The organism is Amorphus sp. MBR-141, assembly GCF_053628695.1.
On sequence record NZ_JBRJGW010000066.1, the window covers coordinates 1 to 6,213 of the forward strand.

General features: G+C 64.3%; 6 protein-coding genes and 1 pseudogene. 1 reads left to right on the forward strand and 6 read right to left on the reverse strand.

All coding sequences use genetic code 11. The features are described from left to right. Positions 1-55: 55 nt before the first annotated feature. The 5 genes from ACSSVZ_RS27780 to ACSSVZ_RS27800 all read right to left on the reverse strand — a co-directional run bounded on the left by ACSSVZ_RS27780 (position 56) and on the right by ACSSVZ_RS27800 (position 4,908). Complete coding sequence (locus ACSSVZ_RS27780; protein WP_453974111.1) at positions 56-280, reverse strand: DUF2218 domain-containing protein; 225 nt, start codon at positions 278-280, stop codon at positions 56-58. Positions 281-318: 38 nt separating this feature from the next. Continuing rightward, the gene (locus ACSSVZ_RS27785; protein WP_453974112.1) at positions 319-2,493 is read right to left on the reverse strand and encodes a xanthine dehydrogenase family protein molybdopterin-binding subunit; all 2,175 of its coding nucleotides are present in this window, start codon (positions 2,491-2,493) and stop codon (positions 319-321) included. Continuing rightward, a complete protein-coding gene (locus ACSSVZ_RS27790) occupies positions 2,490-3,485 on the reverse strand; it encodes an FAD binding domain-containing protein (protein WP_453974113.1) in 996 nt (331 codons plus the stop codon). The genes ACSSVZ_RS27785 and ACSSVZ_RS27790 overlap by 4 nt, the downstream gene beginning before the upstream one ends. A 3-nt stretch (positions 3,486-3,488) precedes the next feature. Continuing rightward, positions 3,489-4,127 carry a (2Fe-2S)-binding protein gene (locus tag ACSSVZ_RS27795; RefSeq protein ID WP_453974114.1) on the reverse strand — a complete coding sequence of 213 codons (639 nt, stop codon included), beginning with the start codon at positions 4,125-4,127 and terminating at the stop codon, positions 3,489-3,491. 112 nt (positions 4,128-4,239) lie between these two features. Beyond that, positions 4,240-4,908 carry a DoxX family protein gene (locus ACSSVZ_RS27800; protein ID WP_453974115.1) on the reverse strand — a complete coding sequence of 223 codons (669 nt, stop codon included), beginning with the start codon at positions 4,906-4,908 and terminating at the stop codon, positions 4,240-4,242. 95 nt (positions 4,909-5,003) lie between these two features. On the opposite strand from ACSSVZ_RS27800, the gene ACSSVZ_RS27805 reads away from it, so the two are divergent. Continuing rightward, positions 5,004-5,939 (forward strand): LysR family transcriptional regulator, encoded by a 936-nt coding sequence (locus ACSSVZ_RS27805; protein WP_453974116.1) that lies wholly within the window; start codon positions 5,004-5,006, stop codon positions 5,937-5,939. On the opposite strand, the pseudogene ACSSVZ_RS27810 reads toward ACSSVZ_RS27805, so the two are convergent. Beyond that, a pseudogene (locus ACSSVZ_RS27810) lies at positions 5,936-6,115 on the reverse strand (transposase); the annotation flags it as partial. The gene ACSSVZ_RS27805 and the pseudogene ACSSVZ_RS27810 overlap by 4 nt on opposite strands. Positions 6,116-6,213 lie beyond the last annotated feature (98 nt).

Sequence of the window (6,213 nt, forward strand, 5' to 3'; positions counted from 1 at the left end):
CTCTTCCGTAAATCGCTTCCGCTTCATCTGTCCGTCCTTCGATCGAGGCCGGACTCTAACTCCAGGTGGAGGAAAAACTCAGGGGCAGGTCAGCGGGGGCCGCGACGAACGTTACCAGGGCATCGCCCGCAAAACTGGCGCCACGCGCATCTCTTGGAAACTCCACTGTTCCATGGTCAGGGCTGAACACCGTTTTGAGATTGTGAGACCAGTGCTTGCAAAGCAGCTGGAGATAGCGGCTACCGTTTTCAGTTGGCACATGTGCGGTCTGTGTTGGCATTTTGTCTTCCTTCAAATCGAGCGCTCGTGGCGTCCCTGCTAGATCAGGCTGTCGATGCGCATAGGCAATTGCCGCACACGCCGCCCCGTCGCATGGAACACAGCGTTGGCGATCGCGGCGGCCACGCCCACCATTGAAACTTCGCCCAGGCCTTTCACACCCACGTCGTTGAGCAAAGGATCGGGGCGGTTGATGAAGGCGACGTCGATCGCGCCGATATCGGCGTTCACAGGGACGATGTACTCGGCCAGGTCGTTGTTCAGCACCCCACCGAAGCGCGGATCGATCTCGCCAGCCTCTCGAAGGGCTGCACCGATGCCCCAAACCACTCCGCCGCGCACCTGGCTTTCGGCGGTGCGCGGGCTGACGACGCGGCCGCAGTCGCAAACGCTTACGACGCGCGGCACCCGGACACGACGCGTCGTTGGTTCGACACGCACTTCGACGAAATGCGCGATGTAGCTGAAGCTGACGAAGGGCTTGTACTCCGGACCGCCGGCGGCCGGCAGGCCGCGCTGCAGGCGGTCGAAGACGGCTTCGGGCTGGCCGGGCGCCTGCAGGCGGGCCTCGACCTCGATGTAGGGCCGACGCCAGCGCGCGAGCGACCGATGGATGGTGCCATTGACAGTCCGGCCGTTCCTGAGCTCGTCGAACTGGACCTGCATCGCCTGCACGGCCCGCCGAACGACCGGAACCGAACTCGCCGTTCCCCAGGAACCGGCGGTGACATGCTGGGGCGCGGCGTCAGGGTTGCCGATGAGGATCTCGACGCGCGCCGGATCGATGGCGAGGCCTTCGGTGACCGCGGCGAGGATAGCGGTGCGAATTCCCTGCCCCATCTCGTGACCGCTTACGGCGATCCGGGTCGTTCCGTCCGCCCGGACACGAAGGCGCGCGATCGCCGGGGCCATCGAAGCCTTGTATGCACCCGCCGCTACGCCCCAGCCGATCAGCGTGCCGTCGGGAGCGCGCATGGCCCCCGGCGCCGGGTCGCGCCGCGACCAGCCGAAGCGCTCTGCACCGTTCATGAGGCATTCGGCGAGGAAGCGCGAGGAGAAGGGGCCGCCGGTGACTGGATCCGTCTCCGCGTCATTGGCGAGACGAAAGGCCAGCGGATCCCGGCCGGCGGCGTAGGCCAGCTCGTCCACCGCGCTCTCGAACGCGAAGGCCGCAGGATGCTCGAACGGCGCGCGCATAAATCCTGGCGACTGCACGTCAGTGCGTATGAGCCGGGTAGTGCTCGTGTAGTTTGGAATGGCATAGAGCCGTGCGGTGATTTCGCTGAAGCTCGCCCGGAACGTATCCGCTCGGCTATTCTGCATATCGGCGTCGTAGCTCGCCGCAATGATCCGCCCTCCCGCATCGGCGCCCAGGCTGATTTTATGGCGGCTCGCTGGACGGAAGCTCGCGGTGTGGAAGAGTTGGGCGCGCGGCATGACAAGCTTCACCGGCCGGCCGAGCAGCATCGCTGCGCGTGCAGTAAGCACCGTCTGCCCCTGCAGAGAATTCTTCTGACCGAAGCCTCCTCCAAGGTAGGCGCTGTCAACCCGGACACGGGCAGAATCGAGGCCGAGGGCAGCCGCGACGCCGAACTTGAGTGCGCCGGAATTCTGCGTTCCCTCATGGATCATCAGCGTGCCATCGCGCCATTCCGCGACGGTCGCGATCAACTCCATGGGATTCTGGAACTGGGCCGGGGAGAGGTATTCGGCGTCCACGCGGAAGGCGGCGGAGACAAGCGCGGCTTGTGCATCGCCCATGCTGTGGCCGGGCTGTGGAGTGAGGGTCTCCGCCCGTGCATCTCCAAAGTGCGCGGCAAACGGCTCCTCCTCGTAGTTTGCATGGACCAGCGCAGCAGCCTCGATTGCGATCTCCAAGGTTTCCGCCACCACCATTGCGATAGGCTCGCCACGATGGATGAGGCGGTCGGACAGCATCGGCTGATGGCTCTGGAAGCCGAAGCCACCACCCATCAGGTAGCCAGCAGATTTGACCCCTTCGAAGTCGCGCCAGGTGAGCACCGCAAGCACGCCCTCGACGGCTCTGGCCGCGTCGACGTTCACAGCGGCGAGGCGGCCGCGCACGATACGCGAGGGCACGGTCATAGCGTGGGCGACGCGTGGCATAGGCACGTCAGCGGCGAATCGGGTGACGCCGCGCACCTTGTCGCGGGCGTCGACACGCGCGCGATCGGGATAGATAGTCTCGCTCATCGACGAACACTCCGCTCTGCTGCGATCATCAGCGCGTCGGCGACGGTTTCGACCCCGAGCGCAACCTTGAAGCCATTATGCTGACCGGGCCGGGCATCGGCGAAGGCAACTCGTCCGGCCTCCAACGCGGCCGCGCGGTCGAGGCGCCTTCCCGTGAGCGCGGTCTCGGCGGCCGGCACGCGCCATGGCCGGGTCGCGACGCCCCCGAGCGCGATGCGGGCCTGCCGCACCACGCCATCGTCCAGCTCCAACGCCACGGCGGCCGAGACGAGCGCAAAGGCATAGGACTCGCGGTCGCGGATCTTGTGGTAGGTCGAAGCTTGGCCGATCCGTCCGACCGGAACCCGGATGCGAAGGATCATCTCATCCGGCGACAGCACGGTCTCGATGTGTGGCGTATCCCCAGGAAGACGGTGGAGGCCGGCAACCGTGACGCTGCGCGTTCCTCTCGGCCCGAGTACGTCGACGGTGGCGTCGAGCGCGACCAGGGCAACGGCCCAGTCACCGGGATAGACCGCAGTGCAGGAGGAACTTCCCCCAAACAGGGCGTGACCGCGGTCCAGTCCTTCGAGGGCCGCACAGCCGCTACCCGGCGCCCGCTTGTTGCACGGGTAGTCGGGGCCGTTCCGGAAATAGGCGCAGCGGGTCCGTTGCAGGAGGTTCCCGCCGAGCGTGGCCATGTTGCGCAGTTGCTGCGAGGCCGCTTTCGAGAGCGACTCTGCGAGCACTGGCGCGCGCTCAAGCACGGCGCGATGCTCCGCCGCATCGCTCATCCGGGTCAGAGCGCCGAAGACGAGCTCGTCCCGCTCTATTTGAACGTCGCTCAGGCCGGCAATGCGGGTCACATCCACAAGATGCGCCGGCGACTCTACGTTGAGCTTCATCAGATCGTAGAGCGTCGTGCCGCCGGCGAGGATGCGGGCGCCGGTTGCAGCCTGCGAGGCAATCGCGGCTGCGGGGGACGTGGCTCGTGTGTAGGAGAAGGCTCGCATGGCTCAGCCCTCTCTCATCGTGCTGGCGGCGTCCTGGATCGCGGCAACGATGCCGACATAGGCGCCGCAGCGACAGATGTTGCCGCTCATATATTCGCGGATTTCGGCCTCGTTGGAGGCGTGACCTTCCCGCACGCAGGCGACGGCCGCCATGATCTGCCCAGGTGTGCAGTAGCCGCATTGCAGCGCGTCGTGATCGATGAACGCCTGCTGCATCGGGTGAAGCGGCCCGTCCTCGGGCGAAAGCCCCTCGATCGTCAGCACCGCGCGATCCTGCAACGTCGCTGCGACAGTTAGGCAGGAGGCGACACGACGACCGTCGACATGCACGGTGCAGGCGCCGCACTGGCCGTGGTCGCATCCCTTCTTTCCCCCCGTCAGCTCGAGCCGCTCGCGCAGCAGGTCGAGCAGCGACGTGCGCGGATCGACATTGACGTCGATCGGCTGGCCGTTGACCCGAAGTTGAAGAGCAACCGACGCCCCCGGCGATGCGACGCGGGCGGCAGGCGTCTGCGCTTCCGCACTGCGTACCCCCGATATCGCCGCGCCGGTCATCGCCGCGCCAGCAAGCATCACATCGCGTCGACTGATCGCGAGGAAGTCCTCGTCGGATTGTGGATCGGGTCCATTCACATTGCGCATGTCTTTGATCCTTGTTTGCCTGCGATCGCTTCATCGTCGCATTTTGCGTTGCGAGGCCAGCAGGGCGTCGGTCGAGCCTCAACGCCGTCGGCGGGACGAGGAAGGCGCCATTTCATAGTTGCTTCGCAAGCCAGCGATCAGCGCCGTAGCGCCCGCCGCCCGTGATCGCGATATGCAGGGCGACGAAGCCGAGCATCAGTGGGTATTCGTAACCCCTATCGATCCACGCGAATGTCGGCGCATGCGCGATGCAGATGACCGCCATTTGCACCGCTAGCGCGGCTGCGAATGCCCGGGTCATGAAGCCGACGGTGACGGCAATCGCCCCGACCGTCTCAAGCAACATAGCCGCGACGGCGAGCGCGTACGGAAACGGAAGGTGCAGCACGTTGGCAATCATGTTGGTCGCGCCCGTCATCGGATCGGCCATCGATCCATGAGGCGTGCCGAACGCTTTCGGGATGCCGTGGGTCAGAATAATGAGGCCGAAGGATATGCGCAGCAGCGCGTAGGTAATCGGCTGTATTTTCCGATAAAATGGTGCGAGCTTGGGAAGGTAATAGGGCGAAGAAGCGCGCTCGATATCCTCTTCAGTTCTCATGAAAGACAATTGTTCTGTCATTGTGGCCTCTTTTGCAGGGTCGAACCCCCACATTTCGCCATGAAAGCCTAGTCGTGTTCCCGCTGCGCGATAATCCGGCCAGACCTGAACGGCCCGTACGGTCAGCCGGACAGTTGGATTGTACGAAAAGCCGAACGGGGCGTCCGGATTGGCGTACATTGCCGGATGATCGCGTTGGCGCTAGATATGGTGGGTTGGCGCGCGCGCTGCTCCGGCCGGTCGCCCAGTTAACTGTGTGATCGAAAGGCCAGCTAATGGGTTCTCCCAATTTTGCCGACGTCTCGAACTTCATTGCCGTGGTGGATGCTGGCGGCTTCCGCCTCGCGGCGCAGATCAGGCGCGTGAGTGCTTCGACGCTCAGTGACTCCATCAAGCGACTGGAGGCCGACCTCAGCATCCGGCTTCTCAACCGCACGACACGTAGCATCACGCCGACCGAGGCCGGCTCGCGGCTTCTTGATCGCGTGAGGCCGGCATTTGCGGAGATCGAAGCGGCCGTGAACGACCTGCGTGACGACTCCAGTCGTCCGGTCGGGACGCTTCGGTTGAACGTTCCCGTTCCGGTAGCTCGGCATATCCTGCCCGAGATCGTCACGGGCTTCCTCGACACGTATCCCGGCGTTCGAATCGATGTCGTCATGGAGAACGACTTTACCGACGTCATCGGTCGCGGCTTCGATGCGGGCGTTCGCTATGAGGAAAGCATTGCCAAGGACATGATTGCGGTGCCTATCGGAGCCCGCCGCCAACGGTTTGTGGCGGCCGCCTCGCAGGGCTATCTCGATCGCTTCGGCATTCCCGAGGATCCGCGCGACTTGACCGGCCATCGCCTGATCGGGAACCGCTTTCCGAACGGTTCGGTGTGGACCTGGGAGTTCGAGCGGGGCGAGGAGATTCTGCGTGTCGTGCCGGATGGCCCGCTGGTCTCAAGCTGCATTGATCTGCAACTCGCAGGCGCCGCCGCCGGGGCCGGTATTATTTATACGTTCGAAGATTTCCTCCGGCCGCACCTCGCATCCGGTTTGGTTGTGCCGATCCTCGATCCGTGGTGGCAGGAGTTCGACGGCCCTTATCTCTATTATCACAGCCGCCGGCACATGCCGTCGCCACTGCGCGCCTTCGTTGATTATGTAAAGCAGCGACGCGGGCTGGATGCCGCTACTGCTGCTTCGCATCTGGCGGTTGGTTAGGTCGTAGACTCATAAGCGCGGAGCCACAGGCGCATTGAGGCGAGTTGGACCATGGCAAGGAAGTTCTCGGCGAGCTTGTCATATCGGGTGGCGATCCGGCGGAAGTGCTTGAGCTTGCTGAAGAAGCGCTCGACCAGATTGCGTTCGCGATAGAGTCTCTTGCTGAAACAGGGCTTCCATTTGGCCTGCCCCATCGAGGTGGCCGGGGCGTAGAGTTAGAGTCCGGCGGTTAGGGCCGGCGGATGTGCCGACACGGCGCCAGGGTAAGGTGACC

Coding starts and splice junctions, on each gene's coding strand:
- ACSSVZ_RS27805 (WP_453974116.1), top strand. CDS start 5,004: ATGGGTTCTCCCAATTTTGCCGACGTCTCGAACTTCATTGCCGTGGTG.
- ACSSVZ_RS27795 (WP_453974114.1), bottom strand. CDS start 4,127: ATGCGCAATGTGAATGGACCCGATCCACAATCCGACGAGGACTTCCTC.
- ACSSVZ_RS27800 (WP_453974115.1), bottom strand. CDS start 4,908: ATGTACGCCAATCCGGACGCCCCGTTCGGCTTTTCGTACAATCCAACT.
- ACSSVZ_RS27790 (WP_453974113.1), bottom strand. CDS start 3,485: ATGCGAGCCTTCTCCTACACACGAGCCACGTCCCCCGCAGCCGCGATT.
- ACSSVZ_RS27780 (WP_453974111.1), bottom strand. CDS start 280: ATGCCAACACAGACCGCACATGTGCCAACTGAAAACGGTAGCCGCTAT.
- ACSSVZ_RS27785 (WP_453974112.1), bottom strand. CDS start 2,493: ATGAGCGAGACTATCTATCCCGATCGCGCGCGTGTCGACGCCCGCGAC.